Source organism: Streptomyces violaceus (assembly GCF_036014075.1).
GTDB lineage: Bacteria > Actinomycetota > Actinomycetes > Streptomycetales > Streptomycetaceae > Streptomyces > Streptomyces violaceus.
In genome coordinates this window covers 6,431,751-6,451,421 of record NZ_CP107911.1, presented here as the reverse complement: position 1 = coordinate 6,451,421, position 19,671 = coordinate 6,431,751, and the positions used below count along the sequence as shown (strand labels likewise).

9 protein-coding genes are annotated in these 19,671 nt (G+C 73.0%); 6 read left to right on the top strand and 3 right to left on the bottom strand.

Annotation, left to right across the window (positions count from 1 at the left end):
- Positions 1–55: 55 nt before the first annotated feature.
- Positions 56–1,456 (top strand): MFS transporter, encoded by a 1,401-nt coding sequence (locus OG542_RS29010; RefSeq protein ID WP_328414603.1) that lies wholly within the window; start codon positions 56–58, stop codon positions 1,454–1,456.
- The gene (locus OG542_RS29005) at positions 1,416–12,065 is read left to right on the top strand and encodes a non-ribosomal peptide synthetase/type I polyketide synthase (protein WP_328414601.1); all 10,650 of its coding nucleotides are present in this window, start codon (positions 1,416–1,418) and stop codon (positions 12,063–12,065) included. Before OG542_RS29010 ends, OG542_RS29005 begins: the two co-directional genes overlap by 41 nt.
- A 24-nt stretch (positions 12,066–12,089) precedes the next feature.
- Here OG542_RS29005 and OG542_RS29000 read toward each other — a convergent pair whose 3' ends face one another.
- The gene (locus OG542_RS29000; RefSeq protein ID WP_328414599.1) at positions 12,090–13,712 is read right to left on the bottom strand and encodes an MFS transporter; all 1,623 of its coding nucleotides are present in this window, start codon (positions 13,710–13,712) and stop codon (positions 12,090–12,092) included.
- A 126-nt stretch (positions 13,713–13,838) separates the two neighbouring features.
- Here OG542_RS29000 and OG542_RS28995 point away from each other — a divergent pair, with 126 nt between their 5' ends.
- Positions 13,839–14,417 (top strand): TetR/AcrR family transcriptional regulator, encoded by a 579-nt coding sequence (locus tag OG542_RS28995; protein WP_328414597.1) that lies wholly within the window; start codon positions 13,839–13,841, stop codon positions 14,415–14,417.
- Between the two features lie 76 nt (positions 14,418–14,493).
- On the opposite strand, the gene OG542_RS28990 is transcribed toward OG542_RS28995, so the two are convergent.
- Complete coding sequence (locus OG542_RS28990) at positions 14,494–15,138, bottom strand: TetR/AcrR family transcriptional regulator (RefSeq protein ID WP_328414595.1); 645 nt, start codon at positions 15,136–15,138, stop codon at positions 14,494–14,496.
- Positions 15,139–15,154: 16 nt separating this feature from the next.
- Positions 15,155–15,790, bottom strand: coding sequence for a TetR/AcrR family transcriptional regulator (locus OG542_RS28985; RefSeq protein WP_193477657.1), 636 nt, complete (start codon positions 15,788–15,790; stop codon positions 15,155–15,157).
- 127 nt (positions 15,791–15,917) lie between these two features.
- Here OG542_RS28985 and OG542_RS28980 point away from each other — a divergent pair, with 127 nt between their 5' ends.
- The 3 genes from OG542_RS28980 to mhpA all read left to right on the top strand — a co-directional run bounded on the left by OG542_RS28980 (position 15,918) and on the right by mhpA (position 19,669).
- Positions 15,918–17,036 carry a VOC family protein gene (locus OG542_RS28980; RefSeq protein WP_328414592.1) on the top strand — a complete coding sequence of 373 codons (1,119 nt, stop codon included), beginning with the start codon at positions 15,918–15,920 and terminating at the stop codon, positions 17,034–17,036.
- Positions 17,037–17,078: 42 nt separating this feature from the next.
- Positions 17,079–18,017 carry a fumarylacetoacetate hydrolase family protein gene (locus tag OG542_RS28975; protein WP_328414590.1) on the top strand — a complete coding sequence of 313 codons (939 nt, stop codon included), beginning with the start codon at positions 17,079–17,081 and terminating at the stop codon, positions 18,015–18,017.
- A gap of 62 nt (positions 18,018–18,079) precedes the next feature.
- Complete coding sequence (gene mhpA / locus OG542_RS28970) at positions 18,080–19,669, top strand: bifunctional 3-(3-hydroxy-phenyl)propionate/3-hydroxycinnamic acid hydroxylase MhpA (RefSeq protein ID WP_328414588.1); 1,590 nt, start codon at positions 18,080–18,082, stop codon at positions 19,667–19,669.
- The last annotated feature ends 2 nt before the right edge of the window (positions 19,670–19,671 follow it).

Here is a 19,671-nt window from a genome sequence, read left to right as displayed (position 1 = left end):
TGCGACGGAGACGCCGAACGGCCGAAGCCTGGCCCGGCCAGGGGTGAGGAGTTCGGTGACGGGGGTGGACCGGAGGTTCCGGTCCCTGGTGGTCGCGCACGCCGTGTCGGCCTACGGGACCTACCTGAATCTGATCGCGCTCAGCCTGTTCTCGTACGAGGTCACCGGTAGCGCCCTGGGCGTGGGTGCGGTGATGGCGGTGCGGCTGCTGTCCGGCGTCACGGCCGGTCTCGCCGCCGGGGCCGTGACCGCCAGGCTCACGCGCCGGACCCTCATGGTGGTGACGGACCTCGCCCAGACCCTCGCCATGGTGGTGCTCGCCCTCTGGGCGTCGCGCACGCCGCTGTGGGTGCTGCTTGGGGCGGTGGTGGTGCTGGGCGCGGGGAACACGTTCTTCAACGTCGCCCTGCGCAGCGCGGTTCCGGTCATGGTCGGGCAGGACGACCGCGCCCGGGCGAACGGGGTGCTGGTCACGGCCCGGTCCGTCGCCACGGTGCTGGGTTTCGCCTCGGCCGCGCCGGTCATCTCTCTCGGCGGTTTCGGTGTCGCGTTCGGGGTCAACGCCGCGAGCTTCGCGGTGTCCGCCGCCGCGGTGCTGGTGCTCCGGCCGCGCACGGACACCGACCGCGACACGGACCGCGACGGCGACACCGGCGGCGACGCGGTGAGCTACCCGGGGGCCGCGGAGGTCGGCGGGGAGGGGTCCTCACCAGGGCGTGGCGGGCGACTGCGGCGCCGAGTGGCGGGCCTCGCGGGCCCGTTGCTCGGCCTGATCGCGCTGCGGGGGCTCGACGCGCTGGCGTCCGCGTCGCACAACGTCGCCCTTCCGCTGGCGGCGCACGCGGCCGAGCCGTCCGATCCGGCGGTGTTCATGGCCCGGTTCTGGGCGGCGTGGGCGGTGGGCACCCTGCTCGCCCACCAGGTCCTCAAACGCCGGTCACACGGGACGTCCTGGGGCGAGCGCGCGTTCGCCGTCGGCACCTGCGCGATGTCGCTCTGCTTCGTGGCCGCGTTCACCGGCCCGCCCGCCCCTGCCCTGATCGCGGCGGCCGTGGCGGCCGGGTTCGCGGACGGCTGGACCGAGATCGTCTACACCTCGCGCCTCCAGGCGGCCCCCGACCGGCAGCGCGGCCGGCTGTTCGGACTGTCCGCCACCGCCGAGCAGTCCGGGTTCGCCCTGGGCACGATCGCCGCCGCGGCCGCGCTCGAGGCCCTGCCGGCGCTCGCCGTCGTGGGTGTCTTCCACGGGGCCGCGGCGTGCGGGGCGCTGGTTCTGCTGCTGCTCACCGTCCGGCGGCGCGACGCGCGTAGCGCCGAGGACCGTTCAGACCGTTCGTCCACCGGTGGAGCAGACCGTTCGTCCGCCGCCGGAGAAGACCGTTCGTCCACCGGCGGAGACAAGGGAGAGGACACGCATGGAACGTCTACGGGGGCAAGTCGTCTGCCAGGGCCCTGAACCCGAACGCACCGAAGACGATCCGGTCGACGCCGTGCGGGCGCTGCTGAGCGCCGCCCGGTCCGCTTCCGGCGGAGCCGTCGTCACCGTCGCCGCCGACGGCCCGACGACCTCGCGGTCGTATCCCGAACTGCTGGACGCGGCCCGCCGTATGCTCACCGGCCTGCGGGCCCACGGGCTGCGGCGCGGCGACACGGTGGTGCTGTGCGGGCTGCCGCTCGCCGAGTTCTTCCCCGCCTTCTGGGCCTGTGTGCTCGGCGGTGCCCTGCCGGTGGCCATCGCCGAGCATCCCGCGCCGGGCTCCCCGGCCTTCGAACGCCTGCGGCAGGCCTGCGCGTTACTCGACCGGCCACTGGTCCTGACCGACGCGTCCGGCGCCGCGGCGCTCGCCCACGCCACGCCCGCACCGCGCGTCGCCCTCGCCGGGGACTGCCTGAACGCGCCGCACGCGGACGACCAGGACGGTTCTGAGGACCACGTCGAGCCGGACCCGTCCGACACCGCCCTGCTGATGCTGTCCTCGGGCAGCACCGGCGTACCGAAGGCGGCGCGGCTGACGCACGCCGGGCTCGCCGACTTCGCGGCGAGCAGCCGGCGGATCCTCGACGTCCGCCCGGACGACACCATGGTGAACTGGCTGCCGGTCGACCACAGCGGCGCCTTCCTGCTCTACCACCTGCTCGCGGTCTTCACCGGCTGCACCAACGTCCACGCACCCACCGAGCGGGTGCTCGCCGACCCGCTGCGCTGGCTCGACCTCCTCCACGAACACCGGGCGCGGCACAGCTGGGCACCGACCTTCGCCTACCGGCTGGTCGCGGACGCGCTCGCCGAACGGCCCGACGGCCACTGGGACCTGGGCGGCCTCAAGTCCCTGCTGTGCGGGGGCGAGCGGGTCGTGCTGCCGGTGCTGCGCCGCTTCCTCGACGCGACGGCCCCGTACGGGGTGCGCGAGGAGCACATCGCCCCGGTCTGGGGCATGGCCGAGACGGTCACGGCCGTCACCTACGGCCGGCTCGACCGGCCCGGGACCGTGCACCGCCTGCTCAAGAGCAGCCTGGGCGAGGACCTGGTCCCGGCCGGTGCGGACGCCCCGGACGCCGACTGCGTCACCTTCGTCGCGTCCGGCTATCCCGCGCACGGCGTCACCCTGCGCGTCGTCGACGACCGCGGCGACCTCGCCCCGCCGGGCCGGATCGGCCGGCTCCAGGTCCACTCCCCCGCGCGGCTCACCCCCGGCTACGTCGACAACCCCGAGGCCGACGCCGCGGCCTACCCCGCCGGGCGGGACTGGCTGGACACGGGCGATCTGGCCTTCCTCGACTCCGGCCAGGTCGTCATCACGGGCCGGCGCAAGGACCTGATCATCCTCAACGGCCACAACGTGTACTGCCACGAGGTGGAGGAGACCGCCACCACCGTCGACGGCGTCCGGCAGGGCGAGATCGCCGCCTGCGGCATCCCGCATCCGGAGCGGGGCACGGAGGAACTCGCGGTGTTCTTCGTCAGCCGCGGCGCTCCCGAGGACACCCGGATCGCCACGGAGCTGAAGGCGGCGCTGTTCACCCGCCTCAGGCTCACCGCCGCGTACGTCCTGCCCGTGCCGGTGGACGAGTTCCCGCGCACGCCGGCGGGCAAGGTGCGCCGCGCGGAACTCCAGAGCAGGCTGATCGACGGCGGCTTCGGCGGCACGGCCCCTGATGCCGGGCCGGACGCGGACACCGTGGCCCACGCTGTCCGGGAGGAACTGGGCGCCGTGCTGGGCCTCCCGGTCGACGTGAACGTGCCGTTCTACGAACTCGGCCTGACCTCCGTACTGCTGGTGCGCCTGCGGAACCGGCTGGCGGAACGTCTCGGCATGCCGATCGCGCAGACCGCGTTCTTCGAGCATCCGACGGTCACGGCGCTCGCCGCGCATCTCACGAGCCGGCCGGCGGCGGCAGCCGCGCCGGACACGGAGACTTACCACGGCACGACCCTGTCCACATCCCCCGATCAACGGGTCGCCGTCATCGGACTGGCGCTGCGCTTCCCCGGCGCGAACTCGGCGGAGGAGTTCTGGGCCAATCTGCGGGACGGCGTGGACAGCGTCCGGGTCTTCGGCGAGCCGCAGCTCATGGCATCCGGCCACGTGCCCGTCGCCGGAGTCCTCGACGGCGTCGAGGAGTTCGACACGGACTTCTTCGGGCTGAGCCCCAAGGAGGCCGGGCTCACGCATCCCGCGCACCGGCTGTTCCTGGAGTGCTGCCACCAGGCGCTGGAGGACGGCGGCCACGCGGCGACCGCGCCGGGCGTCAGGGTCGGGGTGTTCGCCGGGTCGGGCATGAACCTCTACGACCACCAGCAGCCCTCCGCCGACAGCTCGCCGTACGACCCGGCCGACCCGGCCGCCGGAATGCAGACGGCCATCGGGCAGGAGCCGGACTTCCTCGCCACGCGGGTCGCCTACCGGCTCGGTCTCACCGGCCCGGCGATCGGTGTGCAGACGGCCTGTTCCACGTCGCTGGTCGCGGTGCACCTGGCGGTCCAGGCGCTGCTGACCGGTGACACGGACCTGGCGCTGGCGGGCGCCGCGGCCGTGCATCTGCCCCAGGAGAGCGGCTATCACAGCCACCCCGGGTCGATCCTGTCCCCCACCGGACGGTGCCGCGCCTTCGACGCGGAGGCCGACGGCACGGTCGGCGGCAACGGCGTGGCCGCCGTCCTGCTCAAGCGCCTCGACCGGGCACTGGCCGACGGCGACACCGTGCACGCGGTGATCCTGGGCTCCGCGGTCAACAACGACGGCGCCGCCAAGGTCGGCTTCAGCGCCCCCGGCGTCGACGGACAGGCCGACGTCGTACGGCAGGCCCTGCGCAGGGCCGACGTACCCGCGGAGACGATCTCGTACGTGGAGGCGCACGGCACCGGGACGCGGCTCGGCGATCCGGTGGAACTCACGGCGCTGGCCCGGGTGCTGGGCGAGGGCGCGGGGCGCTCGGGCCGTTCCGGCGGTTGTGTCGTCGGCTCGGTGAAGCCCAACATCGGGCACCTCGACAGCTGTGCCGGAATGGCCGGGCTCATCAAGACGGTCCTGATGCTGCGCCACCGCACCCTGGTGCCGACACCGCATCTGACCCGGCCCAACCCGGAACTCCCGCTGGCCGACGGACCGTTGACTCTGGCCATGGAACTGCGGCCCTGGGCGGTGCCGGACGGTGCGCCCCGCCGGGCCGGGGTCAGCGCGCTCGGCGTCGGCGGCACCAACGCCCATGTGGTGCTGGAGGAGGCCCCGCTCGCTCGCCCGCGTTCCGCTGAGGAGCCGCCGGTCCTGGTCCCCGTGTCGGCTCGCGACACCGAGGCCCTCGCCGAGCTGACGGCCGCGCTCCGCGACCGGCTGCTGGCCCGGCCGGACCTCCAGGCCGCCGATGTGGCCGCCACCCTGGCCCTCGGCAGGCCGCACCGCGCGGCACGCACCGCCGTGGTCGGCCGCACGGCCGGCGAACTCGCCCGCGCGCTGGAGGAAGACAACCGCCCCGAGGCCTCCCCTCCCGGCCCGGTCGCCTTCGCCTTCCCGGGCCAGGGCAGCGCCCGCCGCGGCATGGCGAGCGGCCTCTACGCCACGCACCCGGCCGCACGGACCACGCTCGACCGGTGCGAGAAGCTCTACGCCGGGGAGTTCGGCGGCAGCCTGCTGGAACCGCTCCTGGCCGCCCCCGGCCTCACCGATCTCACAGATCTCGCCGATGTCGCCGGCCTCGCCACGGAAGACTGCATCTGGTCCACCGAGACCGCGCAGGCCGCCCTCTTCGCCCATCAGGCGGCGCTGGCGGACGCCTGGCGGGCCGCCGGAATACGCCCCGGGCTTCTGATCGGCCACAGCGTCGGCGAGTACGCCGCCCTGTACGCGGCCGGCGCCCTGACCCTGGAGGACGGGCTGCGGCTCACCGCCTGGCGCGGGCGTCTCATGCAGGACCGCTGCCCGGCCGGAGGCATGCTCGCCGTCCGGGCCGACCAGGCCACCGCCCGACGCGTCGCGGACGCCGCCGGTGCGGAACTCGCCGCGGTCAACGGCCCGCGCGCCCAGGTGCTCTCGGGCCCGCCTCAGGCTCTGAGGGAGGCGGCACGGCTGCTCGACCTGGACGGCCTGCGGTGGCGTGCGCTGCCGGTCGACCGGGCGTTCCACTCCGCGGACATGGCCGGCGCCCTGGACGAGTTCCGGACCCGGGCGCGTGACGTGACGTACCGGCCGCTGCACACCACCTTGGTGACCACGGCCGACGGCGAGCCGCGCCCGGTGGGCTGGACGGTCGACGTGGACTACCTCTGCCGGCAGGCCCGGCAGCCGGTCCGCTTCGACCTCGCCATGGACACGGCCGCCGCACAGGGGTTCCGGGACTTCGTGGAGATCGGCGCCGGGCGGACCCTCACCGGGCTCGGCCGGCACTGCGTTCCCGACAGCCGCTGGCTGAGCGGGCAGGGCGAAGGGGACGGGGCCGCCGAGCAGGCCCACGGGTTCCTGACGGCCCTCGGCTCGCTGTACCGCGGGGGTGCCGACCTGGACTGGCGGACGCTCACCGGCGACGACGGTGGCCGGGTGCCGCTGCCCGGGCATCCCCTGCGGCGGAGCAGGGTGCCGTACCGTACCGAAGCCCCAGTGGCGACACCTGAGAGGCCGGAACCTCGCGCTGATGAAGTCGTGGACACGATACGGAAGTTGACGGCGGACAAGCTGGGCCACTCGGTCGCCGACGTCACCCCCGACAGCTCCTTCTTCGAACTCGGCGCCGACTCACTCTCCCTGATGAGCATGACCACGGAGCTGGAACAGCGGTACGGCGTCCGTGTCCCGGTCCGGGAGGTGTTCGACTCGGCCGACACACCGCGTCGGCTGGCGGAACGGGTCGCGCGACTGCGGGGCGACGCGCCTCTGGTGCCAGAACCCGCGGTCCTGGCACCAGAGGCACCCTCGGTCCAGGCACCCTTGGTCCAGGCACCCCCGGCCCAGGAACCCCCGGCCCAGGAACCGGCGGCGCCCGCCGCTCCCCAGGCGGCCTCCCCGGACCTCCACGCCCTGTTCGGTCAGCAGCTACGGCTGGCGGAGCAACTGGTGGGCCAGGTGGGCGAGATGATCTCCCGCCAGCTGGACGTGCTCGCGACAGCGACCGGCACCACGACGGCACCAGCCGCTCCGGAACAGGTGCCGACGCGCCTCGTCCCCGAGCCCACCCCCTCGGGAGCCGTCGACTTCAGCCTCTACTTCTTCGGCGACTACCCCCAGCAGACCGACCACGACAAATACGGCCTGATCATGGACGCCGCCGACTTCGCCGACCAGCACGGCTTCCACGCCCTGTGGTTCCCCGAACGGCACTTCAACTCCTTCGGCGCGCTCTTCCCCAACCCCTCCGTCCTGGCCGCGGCCCTCGCCGCCCGGACCAGCCGGGTCCGGCTGCACGCCGGTTCGGTGGTGCTGCCGCTGCACCATCCCGCCCGGGTAGCCGAGGAGTGGTCGGTCGTCGACAACATCTCCGGCGGCCGGGCGGGCCTGTGCTTCGCGAGCGGCTGGCACGCCACCGACTTCGCGCTCGCCCCACAGCACTTCGGCCGGCACCGTGAGGTGATGTACGAGCACCTGGCGGCCGTACGGGAGCTGTGGTCGGGACAGGCGCTGAAGACGACGGCGGGCGACGGCACCCAGGTGGAGATCCGCCTGCACCCGCGGCCCGTACAGGAACGGCCGCCGATGTACGTGGCCGTCGTCGGGAACCCGGACAGCTACCGCCGGGCGGCCGCCGAGGACCTCGGCGTGGTCACCAATCTGATGACGCAGACGGTGGAGCAACTGGCCGAGAACATCGCGCTGTACCGGCGCTGCCGTGCCGAGCACGGCCTGGACCCGGCGGCGGGGCGGGTCGTGGTGCTCGTGCACACGTACCTGGAGGACGACGCGGAGCGGGCGCGGGCCGAGGCGTACCGGCCGTTCCTGTCGTATCTGCGGTCCTCCCTCTCCCTCTTCGACCAGGTCACCAACAGTCTCGGCTTCCAGGTGGACCTGGAGAACACCCCGGAGGAGGACGTGGAGTTCCTCCTCGGACGCGCCTACGAGCGCTACTGCGACTCCCGGGCGCTGATCGGCGACGAGCACACGGCGGCGGAGACCGTAGCGCGGCTGCTGGCCGCCGGAGCGGACGAGATCGCCTGCTTCGTGGACTTCGGCGTACCGAAGGAGAAGGTGCTGGCGGCGCTGCCGGTCCTGGACCGGGTGAGGCGGACAACACCCAAGACGGCAGCGCGGGCCCTGCCCGAGCCCCGCCGTACGTCCCGCACCCCCCTCACCCCCGCCCAGCGCCGTATCTGGTTCCTGGAGCAGCTGCACCCGGGCACCGCCATGTACCACGAGCCCAAGGCGATCAGGCTGGACGGCCCCCTGGACGTACCGGCGCTGCGCTGGGCGCTGTACCGCGTCACGGACCGGCACCCGGCGCTGCGCACGGTCTTCGGTGACACGGCCGGTGTCCCGTACCAGGAGATACGCGACCGTATGCCGCTCGACTGCCCGGTGGAGGACCACACGGGGTCGACGGAGGACGAGGCGCTACGGGCGACGCTCGCGGCGGACCACGGACTCGACCTCGCCTCGGGCCCTCTGGTCGCGGCCCGCCTGCTCCGGCTGTCTCCGGACCACCACCTGCTCTTCCTCATGGCGCACCACATCGTCTTCGACTCGTCGTCCACGGCCGTCCTGGCCCGCGACCTGGCCGCGTACTACCGCGCCCGGCGGGGCGGAGGTTCCGCACCGGGTCCCCTGTCCGAACCGCCGACGGCCGCCGTGCCGGATCCCGCGTCGCTCGACTTCTGGCGACGGCAACTCGACGGCGCACCGGAGCTGGCCCTGCCCACCGACCGTCCCCGTCCGCCGGTCAGGTCGGGAGCGGGCGCGAGCCTCACACACGCCCTCGACGCCGAACTGACCGGCGGGCTGCGGGCGTTCGCGGCCCGGCAGCGCGCCACCCTCTTCATGACGCTGACCAGCGCGATCGGCGCGGTCCTCGGCCGGTTCAGCGGGCAGCGGGACATGGTGATCGGTACCGCGGTCGCCGCGCGGCCCGTCGGCGCCGAGGACCATGTGGGCCTGTTCCTCGACACCGTGCCGCTGCGTCTGGACCTCACCGGAGACCCGGACTTCCCGGCCCTGCTGCACCGGGTCCGCGAGAGCAGCACCTCGGCGTACGAACACCGGGGCGTCCCCTTCGACGAGCTGGTGGGCGCGCTCAACCCGCGTCGCGACCCGGGCCGCAATCCGCTGTTCCAGGTGATGGTGGAGTACGAGAACGAGGGCGAGGTCCCCTTCGACCCGCCGAGTCTGACGGCCACCCTGCTCGACGTGCCGAGCGCCCGCGCCCCGTTCGACCTGAGCGTCTACCTCACCCATCACGCGGGCGGCGTCCGGTTCATGGTCGAGTACGACACGGCTCTCTTCGACGAGACCACGGTGCGCCGTTTCGTGGACTACGTCGAGCAGGCGCTGCGCCGCGCCCTGGCCGCCCCCGACGCGCCACTCCCCGAACTGACCGCCCTCACCGCCGCCGACCGCGAGATCCTGGCCCGCTGGGAGCACCCGGCCGGCGTGGACGACGCGTCGTCCCCCGGCACCCTGCACGGCCTGTTCGAGCGGCAGGCCCGCCGCACCCCGGACGCCGTAGCGCTGATCAGCGGGGAACAGCGGCTCTCCTACGCGGACCTGGACGCGGCGGCCGACCGCCTCGCCCGGCAGCTCCGGGCCCGGGGCGCGGCACGCGGGGAACGGGTGGCGGTGCTCCTGCCGCGCGGCCCGCACCTGATCACGGCCCTGCTCGCGGTGCTCAAGAGCGGGGCGGCCTACCTCCCCCTCGACCCGTCCCTGCCCACCCCCCGTCTCTCACTGCTGCTTGCCGACGGCACACCCGTCGTCCTGCTCACCTCCGACGCCGCCCTGGCCGGGCACCCGGAGCTGGCGACGGGGCTGCCCGTCCAGCGGGTGGAACAGGTGGACGAGACGCTCCCCACCGGCCCCGTACCGGAGGGAGCCCGGCCGGAGGACCCGGCGTACTGCATCCACACCTCGGGATCGACCGGCCGCCCGAAGGGCGTCGTCGTACCCCACCGGGGCCCCGCGAACCTGGTCCAGGGGCATCTGAGCCGCCACCCGGCCCTGCGTACCCTGCAGTGGACGTCACCGGCGTTCGACGTCAGCGTGCAGGAGATCTTCACGACGCTGGCCTCGGGAGCCGCGCTGGTCCTCGTCGACGACGCCGTACGGCACGACCCGGCGGCGGTGGCCGAGGCGGTGCGCCGCCATGAGGTGCGGCGGATGTTCATGCCCTGCACCCCGCTGAAGTACCTGATGGAGACCGCCCCCGAACTGCCGTCCCTGCGCGAGCTGTTCTCGGCCGGCGAGGCGCTCCAGCTCACCACCGCCTTCCGGCGTTTTCTCGCCACGCACCCGCACTGCACGCTGTACAACCAGTACGGCCCCACGGAGACCTCGGTCATCGTCACCTCGCACCGCGTCGACCCGGACGGCGAGGAGTGGCCGCCGATCGGCACCCCGGTGCCGGGAGCGCGCGTCCTGCTGCTGGACGGCACGGGCCGGCAGGTCCCGGTCGGAGCGGTCGGCGAGATCCACGTGGGCGGGGTCCCGGTGGCGTACGGCTACCACGGCCGCCCCGCCGAGACCGCCGCGGCCTTCCTCGACGACGGCACGGACGGGGTGCTGTACCGCACGGGCGACCTGGGTCGCCTGCGTACGGACGGCACCCTGGACTACCTGGGCCGGGCGGACGACCAGGTCAAGGTCCGCGGCTACCGGGTCGAACCCGGCGAGATCCAGGCGGCGTTGACGGCGATGCGCGGGGTCCGGGACGCGGCGGTGATCCCCCGCCGCGACCGCCACGGCGACACGGAACTGGTCGCGTACGTGGTCCCCACCGACCCGACGAGCGGCCTCGATCCCCTGCGGGCCGCGCTCGCCGCCGACCTCCCCGACCACCTGGTGCCCCGCCGCTGGGTGCCCCTGGACCGCCTCCCGGTGAACGCCTCGGGCAAGCTGGACCGCACCGCCCTGCCCGAGCCGGGCGACGGCTCCGACGCGACGCCGGCCGCCGTGCCGGCCACGGTCCTGGAGAAGACGCTGCACGATCTGTGGTGCGAGGAACTGGACGCGGACCCGGTCCCGGTCACCACGTCGTTCTTCGAACTGGGCGGCCACTCCCTGAGCGCGATCAGGCTGCTGAACCGCATGCGGGACGAGGCCGGCGTCGACCTCACGATGGCCGGCTTCTTCCTGGATCCGACCATCCGGGGCATCGCCGCACGGAGCCGTGTCGTGGACACCGCACCGATGCCGTCCACCCTGCGCCGTCTGTGGCGCCGCCACCACGCGCTCACCGACCCGAGCGTCTACAACATCGCCCACCGCATGGACCTGCGCGGCGATGTGGACCCGCGTGCCCTGCACCAAGGCCTCACCGACCTGGTGGCCCGCCATCACGCCTTGCGCAGCCGCCCGGTACGCAGGCCGGACGGACGCTACGAGGTCGACGTCCTGGCGGAGATCCCGGTGCCGCTGCCGCTCACCGACCTCACGAGGGCGGCAGCGGACGCGGTGGACCGCTGGTGCGACGAGCAGGTGTCCACCCCGTTCGCGATGGACCAAGCCCCACTGCACCGCTTCCGTCTGGCAAAGGTCGCCCCCGACCACTGGATCCTGGTGACGGTCTTCCACCACGCGGTCTGCGACGGCTGGTCCCTGGGCATCATCCGGCGCGACCTGGCGGAGCTGTACAACGCCCGACGGGCGGGAAGGACTCCACAACTGCCCATTGAAATCTCCCAGTTCACCGACTTCGCCCGATCGGAACACGCACTGCCGGAGGAACGCAGGACGGCCCTGGAACGCTTCTGGCGCTCGGAACTCGAAGGCGTCCCCCTGCGCCCGTCCCTCCCCTACGACCATCCGCGCCCCGGCACGCTGTCCGGCCGGGGCGCCCTGCACACCTGGGTCATCGACGACGACACCCCCGCCATCCTGGCCGACACCGCGACCCGCCTGGGCACCACCACCTACACGGTCCTCGCGGCCATGTTCGCCAGGTGGCTGGGCGACCTGTGCGGCGAGGGGAACGACATCGTCCTGGCGGCGTCCAGCGCGAACCGCGTCCGGCGCGACCGTTCGGAGATCGTCGGCATCCTGGGTGATGCCGTGCTGCTGCGGGCCCGACTGGGCGAGGCCGAGACCTTCGCCGATCTGGTCACGCAGCTGGGCGCCTCCCTCTTCACGGCCCTCGACCACCAGGAACTCCCCCTGACGGACGTGGTGTCCCTGGTGTCACCCGACCTGAAGGGCGCCCTGTTCCCCACGGTCCTGTTCACGGTGGTCACCACGGAGCCACCGGCCCTGGACCTCCAAGGCGTGTCGACGGCCGTACGCGCCCTCCCCCTCGAGGGCGTGGCGCGCAACGAGCTGTACGTCGTGATCGCCCCCGAGGCCGACACCCTCACGATCACCTTCGAGTACTCGACGGACCTGTTCACCAGGGAGACCGTCGAGGGGTGGGCCAGGTCCTTCACCCGGTTCCTGCGGGGGTAGGCCCGGCGTGACCGCCGGGCGGCGTCACCGCTGGGCCGACTCCGCGTACTCCTCGGCCCGTTCGGCTTCCGCCGCCGGCTCGTCGTCGCCGGGCTTGCCCGTGGCCTTGCGGCCGGGCAGCACGGCGATGACGATCATGGTTCCGGCGGCCATGATGAGGGCGCCGACGAGGCTGGTCTGGGCGATGGCGTGGGCGAAGGACTCGTGGACCGCGTCGATGAGGGCCTGGGCCTGCCGGGCGCCGCCGTCGGGGGTCTTCGCGACCTGCCCGGCGACCTCGAGGCCGCCGCCCACCGAGTCCTGGGCGGTGTCCATCGCGGTGGCCGGGAGGTGGCCGCCGGCCAGGTCGGTCAGCTTGTCCTTGTAGGACGTGGCGAGGAGCGAGCCGAGGACGGCGATACCGAGGGCGCCGCCGAGTTCCAGGGCGGTGTCGTTGGCGCCGCCCCCGACGCCCAGCTCCGACTCGGGGAAGGAGCCCATGATGGTGTCGGTGGCCGGGGACAGGCTCAGGCCGATCGCGAAGCCGAGCAGCAGCAGCGGCGCCAGGAAGTCGGTGTACGTGGAGCCCGACTCGATCCGCGTGAGCAGCAGGACGCCCACCGTGCCGAGTGCCATCCCGGTACCCACGACCAGCTTCACGCCCAGCCTCGGGGCCAGCCGGCCGGTCACCGCGGCACCGGCGAAGACGGCTCCGGCCAGCGGCAGCAGCCGTACGCCGGTCTCCAGCGCGCTGTGGCCGAGGACGAACTGCAGGAACTGGGTGGAGTAGTAGATCGAGCCGAAGGTGCCGAAGAAGAAGAACAGCACCGCGAGCATCGACCCGCTGAAGGGGCGCTCCCTGAACTTGCGCACGTCCAGCATGGGGTTGGGGTGGCGCAGCTCCCAGGCTACGAAGGCGAGCAGGCCCGCGCCGGCGACCACGGCCGCGGCGACCGGGCCGGTGCCCCAGCCGAAGTGCGGGCCCTCGATGGCCGCGTAGACCAGGGAGCCGATGGAGACGATGGAGAGCAGGCCGCCGACGTAGTCGATCGCGCCCATCCGCTCCGCCTTGGACGGCGGTACGAGAAGCAGGGCGCCGACGACGCCGAGGACCGCGATGGGGACGTTGATCAGGAAGGTGGAGCCCCAGGCGTGGTTCTCCAGCAGCCAGCCGGCGGCGAGCGGGCCGGCGGCGATGGCGAGGCCCGAGGTGGCGCTCCAGGCCGTGATGGCCCTGGCCCGCTCTGCCCTCGGGAAAATCGCGACCAGCAGGGACAGGGTGGCCGGCATGACGACGGCGGCGCCTATGCCCATGATCGCGCGGGCGGTGATGACCAGCGTGGTCTCGTCGACCATGCCGCCCATCACCGAGCCGCCCGCGAAGATCAGCAGACCGAGGATCAGTGCCCCGCGACGGCTGTACTTGTCGCCGATCGCGCCCAGGACGAGCATCAGCGCGGCGTAGGGAACGGTGTAGCCGTCGACGACCCACTGCAGGTCGCTGCTGGTCAAACCCAGGTCCTTCGTCATGTCCGGCGCCGCCACGATCAGCGACGTGTTCGCCATGACGACGATCAGCAGGCTCAGGCAGAGCACCAGCAGGGCCCACCAGCGCCGCGGATAGGGAGCTGTCATCTTCTCGGCGGGTGTGTCGGCAAGCAGCGGCATCGGAGGCTCCTCGGGGGGCGAAGCGACGGGGGCAGTTAATTGCCCATCGATGTGCAGACTAGTTTATTGCCCACCGGTGTGCAAATATCGAGCCACCCTCCCCCGTCGACCGGAGGTCCGATCCGCATGACCCGTCCACGCCGCCCGGCACGACCCACAAGGGCCCGCATCCTGGAAGCGGCGAGACGGGAACTCAGCCGCGACCCCGACAGCAGCCTCACGGACATCGCCGAAGCCGCCGGGGTGGTGCGACGCACCGTCTACGCCCACTTCGCAGGCCGGTCCGCGCTGGTGGAAGGCCTCGCCACGGAGGCCGCGGAGGCGCTGCGCCACGCCCTGACGGCGGTGGCGGTACCCGGTCCCGACGACGCCGCCACCGCTCTACGGCGCTTCGTCCTGGCGCTCTGGCCCGTCGGTGACCGCTATCGCATCCTGCTGAGACTCGCGCCGCAGGACCTGGAGGCGGCACAGGTCGACGAGATCCTCGCCCCCGCCCGCGACATGGCGACGGCGATCATCGAACACGGACAGCGGCAGGGCGTCTTCCGCACGGGCATCCCACCGGCCCCGCTCGGCAGAGCACTGGAGAAACTCCTCCTGGCCCTCCTGGACTGCGTGAACGCCGGCACCTGGAGCGACGACGGCACACGCAGCGCGAGGGCGGCGCTGATCGCGGTGGGAGCGGAGGTTCCGCGCAGCGCGTGACCGCGAGGACAGCGAGCCCCTCCGCGTGAGCGAGCCGCCTCAGACGCAGGTCAACGACTTACCAGCACTGTCCCGATCAGCCGTCGGAGGTCTCGGCCCGCATCTGGGACGCCACGTCCCCGACGATCGACGTCGCAGCCTCGTCCGACACACCCGCGGCGACCAGCGTGGCCACCGCCGTCCGGGTCCCGTCGTCCTCCCACGCGCCCGAGTTGACGCTCTCCAGCAGGGAGAGCGTGACGGCCTCCAGCGCCGCGCTGAGCACCGCCGCCGGCAGATGGTCGTGGAACACGCCCGCGCGCTGGCCGCGCTCCAGGATCGCGGTGGCCTCGTCGCGGGCCGGGGCGAGGGTCTCGGACACCCGTTGCGTGCCCAGATCCTGACGGGCGAGCGCGAGGAGCAGCCGGTAGCGGTCGCCGACAGGCCAGATCGACAGGACGAAGCGGGCGAGAGCCCGCTCCGGTGCCCCCTCGGTGTCCGGGACTCCGGCCGCGATGCCGCGCAGGGTCTCGGACGCCTCCTCGGCGAGCGCCTCCAGCAGGGCCGCGCGCCCCGGGAAATGCCCGAAGAGCGTACGGCGGACCACCCCGGCGGCGCGGGCGATCTCCTCCAGGGTCACATCGGGGTTCCGGCCGAGCTCCTGCCGGGCGGTGGCGAGGATGCGGGCCCGGTTGGAGCGGGAGTTGCGGCGCAGCGGTTCGCGGACGACGGGTTTGGTCATGGCACTCAAGCCCCTGTCAGTCGAGGTCGGGCAGGGGGCGGCGGGCGACGTCACGGGCGTCCTCGGGCGGCACTCCCAGCATGCGCAGCAGCATCTCGGCCAGGTTCGACGCGGCCTCGTCGCCGTCGAGCTCCGGCCGGGCGAACCGCAGTTCCACCAGCGCCAGCAGCGAGCCTCCCAGGGCGGTCACGGCGACGGTGGGATCGGCGATGGCGAACCGGCCGGAGGCGATACCGGCCTCCAGATCACGCACCGCGCGCGGCGCCAGGCCCGATTCCGAATGGATGTGTCCGAGGCCGCGGTGGCGCAGCACCTGCATCAGCTCGGGCCGGGAGTCGGCCAGGCGCGCACTGAGGCGGAAGCCGGTCGCGACGAGTTCCGCCGGGTCGTCGACGCCCCGCAGATGCTCGTCGAAGGCCTGGCCGAGTTCTTCGAGGGCGTCCCGCACCGCCGCGTCGAACAGCTCCGTCTTCGACTCGAAGTGGTTGTAGAAGGAGCCGAAGCCGACGTCCGCGCGCTCGGCGATCAGCTGGATGCTCGCGCTGGTGTCCCCGGTCTCGGCGAGGATCTGCCGCGCCGCGCGGACGAGTGCCTGACGGGTCTCGGCACGGCGCCGTTCGAAGCGGTTACGGGGCGGGGCTGACGACGGCATGGGCGTGATTCTAGCAACGTCCCTCCAGTCCTGATGAAATCTTCAGTTTACCTGAGGCCGGCTATTGACGATCGAAGAGTCAAAGCTGATGATTTCCTCAATACGACGATGTTGCTTGGAGGACGTCATGTCCAAGACGGCTCATCAGGAGCTCCACAGCGAGCAGGGCGCCCTACGCGGCGAGCACCCCGGTCGCTCCCGGAACCCGGTGATCAAGGTGGCCGACCTGGCCTGGCTGGAGTTCGAGAAGCCCGACCTGGACCGCGCCGAGGTCTTCGCCCGGGACTTCGGCTTCGCCATCGCCTCCCGCACCGAGCGGGAGCTGTGGCTGCGCGGCACCTTCGCGGGCTCACCGTGCATGGTGATCCGGCGCGGTCGTACGTCCCGCTTCATCGGCCCGGCCTTCCGCACGGCGGAGCGGGCCGACCTGGACCGGCTGGCCCGGGCGACGGGCACGGCCGTACGGGACACCGATGTGCCCGGCGGCGGCAGGGCGGTCGATCTGCTCGACCCCTCGGGCTTCCCCGTGCGCGTGGTGCACTGCGGCGACGAGCTGCCGGCACTGCCCGAGCAGCGGCCGCTCCTCCTCAACTCCGGCACCGGGCGCCACCGTACGAACGCCACGCAACGGCCCCCGCGCGAACCGTCCCGGATCCAGCGGCTGGGCCATGTGGTCCTGGAGACCCGCGTGTTCACCCGGGCCCTGAACTGGTACCTGGACACGCTCGGCATGATCGTGTCCGACTTCCTGTTCCTGGACGGGCAGCGCGGCCGCGGGCCGACCATGGCGTTCATACGCTGCGACCAGGGCGGCCTGGCCGTGGACCACCACACGCTGGCGATGCATCTGGGGCCGGGCACGGGCTACGTCCACTCCGCCTACCAGGTGACCGACCTGGACTCGATCGCCGCCGGCGGCGAGTACCTGGCCGAGCGCGGCTACCGGCGCAGCTGGGGCATCGGCCGGCACATCCAGGGCAGCCAGCTCTTCGACTACTGGCGCGACCCCGACCGCTTCATGCTGGAGCACTACGCCGACGGCGACCTGTTCTCCTGCGACATCGAGCCCGGCTGGGCGCCCATGTCGACGAGCGGCCTGGCCCAGTGGGGCCCGCCGGCCACCCGCGACTTCCTCGGCGCGAGCCCCTCCCCGCAACGGGTCCGCGATGTCGTCCAGGCCCTGCGGGGCGACAACGAGCTGGACCCGGCACGCCTGCTGGGCCTGCTGAGGGCCACGAACTCCTGACCACCCCTCCCCTGAACCCTCCTCTCACCAAAGGCAACCGATATGAGCACCAACGTCCTGCGCACCGCCGACGGCTGGTGGGTCGTCCTCGGCGACCGCGCCGTCCCCGTGGACACCAAGGCCGTCACCACGGCCGAACTGCTGGCCGACCGGGCCGCCGTACACGAGGCGGCTCTTTCCGGTGAGGCGGGCACACCCGTCGCCGACCTGGCGCCCCTCTCCCCGGTCACCATCCCCTGCCGGGTGGTCGCCCAGATGGTCAACTACCGCAGTCACGCCCGCGATTCGGGCTTCACCGGCGACATCCCGCCCGCCTTCTTCCGCAAGGCGTCCGGGTCGGTCAGCGGCCCGCACGAGACCATCGTCAGGCCGCCGCATGTGCGGCTCCTCGACTACGAGATCGAGCTCGGCCTGGTCATGGGTGCGCCCCTGCCCGTGGGCACCGTCGTCGAGGAAGGCGACCTGCCGTCGTACATCGCCGGGCTCGTGATCACCAACGACGTCAGCGCCCGGGACGTACAGCTGACCAGGACACAGTTCTACGAGAGCAAGTCGTACCCCACCTTCACACCGACCGGCCCCGTCCTCTGCCTGCTGGAGCCGCAGGACTTCGCCCATCTCCCCGACCTGCGGCTGAGGTTGTCGGTGAACGGCGAGCCGCGTCAGGACCGCACCCTCGCCGACATGATCGTCCGTCCGGCGCGGGCGCTCACCCTGCTCTCCCGGTTCCAGACCCTCGATCCCGGCGATCTGCTGCTGACCGGCACACCCGGCGGCACCGCCCTCAAGGCCCCGCCGAAGCCCGTCGAGAAGATCGCCGCGCTGCTGCCGCCCGCGATGAAGTGGAAGGCGTTCTTCAAGGGCCAGGCGAAGAACCCCCGCTACCTGCGCCACGGCGACGTGGTGACCGCGACCATCGCCACCCCGGACGGACGCATCGACCTCGGAGAGCAGCGCACGCCCGTGTCCCACGCGGAATGACCGCGCGAACCGCCCCCTCCCCAGACCTGATTGCTCAGCCCTGAGACCTGAATGAGCCGCACATGACCGTCGAGCACATCTCGGCCGACGTACCCGTGGTGATCGTCGGAGCCGGACCCGTGGGCGTGACCGCCGCCCTCCTCCTGGCCCGGCGCGGCGTGCGTACCGTCGTCCTCGAACGCCACCACGGCGTCTACCCCCTGCCTCGTGCCGTCGCCACCGACGACGAGGTCCGCCGCATACTCCAAGCCGCCGGAGTCGAGGCGGAGTTCGCCGCGATCGCCCGCCCCGCACGCGGGCTACGGCTGCTGGACGCCCGGCACCGGGTGCTGGCCGAGTTCCCACGCGCCGCGCTGGGCGCCCACGGCTTCCCGCAGACCAGCATGTTCGACCAGCCCGAGCTGGAACGGGTCCTGCGCGAGGCCCTGGCCCGCACGCCGGAGTGCGAGCTGCGCGGCGGGGTGGAGGTCGTCGGCGTAGAGCAGGACGCCAACGGTCCGGTCCACGTGACCTACCGCGGCGACACGGGCGAACACCGGCTGCGGGCGGACGCCGTCCTCGGCTGCGACGGCGCCAACAGCCTCACGCGCGACGCCATCGGCGCCACCTGGCAGGACCTGCGCTTCGAGGAACGCTGGACCGTCGTCGACGTCCGCACGAGCCTCCCGGTCCGCTGCTGGGAAGGCGTCGAGCAGATCTGTGATCCACGGCGGCCGGCGACGTTCATGCGCGTCGGCGAGGACCGCTACCGCTGGGAGTTCCGCCTGAGGGACGACACGGAGCCGACCCCCGAGCGTCTCCGGCAACTGGTCGCCCCATGGGTGGACTTGGCGCCCGGCGCCGACTTCGAGGTGCTGCGCCAAGCTCAGTACACCTTCCGGGCACGGATCGCCGACCGCTGGCGCCGGGGCCGGGTCTTTCTCCTGGGCGACGCGGCCCATCTCACCCCGCCGTTCATCGGGCAGGGGCTGTGCGCGGGCCTGCGGGACGCCCACAACTTGGCCTGGAAGCTCGCCGCTGTCCTCCGGCGGGGCGCGGACGAGCGGTTGCTGGACACGTACGAGAGCGAACGCAAGCCGCACGCCCGCCACATGATCCGGCTCGCGGTCGCCATGGGCTGGGCGATGACCGGCGGCCAGGACGGCGCCGCGGCACTCCGGCGCGGTGCCCTGAACGCGGCCGTCCGCATCCCCGGGCTGGGTACGGCCGCCGCCCGCGACCTCAGCCCGGCCCTGACCGCGGGCCCGCTCGTCTGCCGCCGGGCCCACGGTGCGGGCCGTCGTCTCGTGGGCCGCTTCTGCCCGCAGCCGTGGGTGACGGCCGGACCCCAGGGACACCGCACCCGCCTGGACGACATGCTGGGCGACTCCTTCGCGGTCCTGACGGCCGGTCCACCCTCCCCCTCCCTCCGGGCGATCGCCGAAGCCCTAGGCGCCCGGACCGTGCTCGTGACCGGACCCCTGACCGGTCTCGGCGACGACGGCCGACTCGCGGCCTGGCTGCGCGCGGGGCGGGCGGACGCCGTACTCCTGCGACCGGACCGGGTCGTGATGGACGTGGTCCCGCGCGGGGGCGTCGAGTTCACGGCAACCACGGCCTGGTCGCCCCTGCTGCACACCGCACGCACACCACCACTACGCGAAGCCCGCTGAGG

Coding starts and splice junctions, on each gene's coding strand:
- OG542_RS29005 (WP_328414601.1), top strand. CDS start 1,416: ATGGAACGTCTACGGGGGCAAGTCGTCTGCCAGGGCCCTGAACCCGAA.
- OG542_RS29000 (WP_328414599.1), bottom strand. CDS start 13,712: ATGCCGCTGCTTGCCGACACACCCGCCGAGAAGATGACAGCTCCCTAT.
- OG542_RS28995 (WP_328414597.1), top strand. CDS start 13,839: ATGACCCGTCCACGCCGCCCGGCACGACCCACAAGGGCCCGCATCCTG.
- OG542_RS28990 (WP_328414595.1), bottom strand. CDS start 15,138: ATGACCAAACCCGTCGTCCGCGAACCGCTGCGCCGCAACTCCCGCTCC.
- OG542_RS28985 (WP_193477657.1), bottom strand. CDS start 15,790: ATGCCGTCGTCAGCCCCGCCCCGTAACCGCTTCGAACGGCGCCGTGCC.
- OG542_RS28980 (WP_328414592.1), top strand. CDS start 15,918: ATGTCCAAGACGGCTCATCAGGAGCTCCACAGCGAGCAGGGCGCCCTA.
- OG542_RS28975 (WP_328414590.1), top strand. CDS start 17,079: ATGAGCACCAACGTCCTGCGCACCGCCGACGGCTGGTGGGTCGTCCTC.
- mhpA (WP_328414588.1), top strand. CDS start 18,080: ATGACCGTCGAGCACATCTCGGCCGACGTACCCGTGGTGATCGTCGGA.